The organism is Butyrivibrio sp. DSM 10294, assembly GCF_028539135.1.
Taxonomy (GTDB): Bacteria; Bacillota; Clostridia; order Lachnospirales; family Lachnospiraceae; genus Butyrivibrio.
Genome location: NZ_JANSWL010000054.1, coordinates 1 through 552 on the forward strand (window position 1 = coordinate 1; position 552 = coordinate 552).

The 552-nt window shown below is 52.7% G+C and carries 1 rRNA gene; it reads right to left on the reverse strand.

Annotated elements, in window-relative coordinates:
- A 23S ribosomal RNA gene (locus NXH67_RS04560) occupies positions 1-552 on the reverse strand; the annotation flags it as partial.

Consider the following 552-nt stretch of genomic DNA (forward strand, 5'->3'; position numbering starts at 1 on the left):
ACCTCCAAGATTCTCACGCATGAGGCTAGCCCTAAAGCTATTTCGGAGAGAACCAGCTATCTCCAGGTTCGATTGGAATTTCTCCGCTACCCACACCTCATCCCCGCACTTTTCAACGTGCGTGGGTTCGGGCCTCCATCCAGTGTTACCTGGACTTCACCCTGGACATGGGTAGATCACCTGGTTTCGGGTCTACGACCACATACTCATTCGCCCTATTCAGACTCGCTTTCGCTGCGGCTCCGTCTGTCCAACTTAACCTTGCATGTAATCGTAACTCGCCGGTTCATTCTACAAAAGGCACGCTATCACCCATTAACGGGCTCTAACTACTTGTAGGCACACGGTTTCAGGATCTCTTTCACTCCCCTTCCGGGGTGCTTTTCACCTTTCCCTCACGGTACTGGTTCACTATCGGTCACTAGGGAGTATTTAGCCTTGGGAGATGGTCCTCCCTGCTTCCGACGGGATTTCTCGTGTCCCGCCGTACTCAGGATCCACTCTGGAGGGAACGAAGTTTCAATTACAGGGCTTTTACCTCCTATGGCGGGC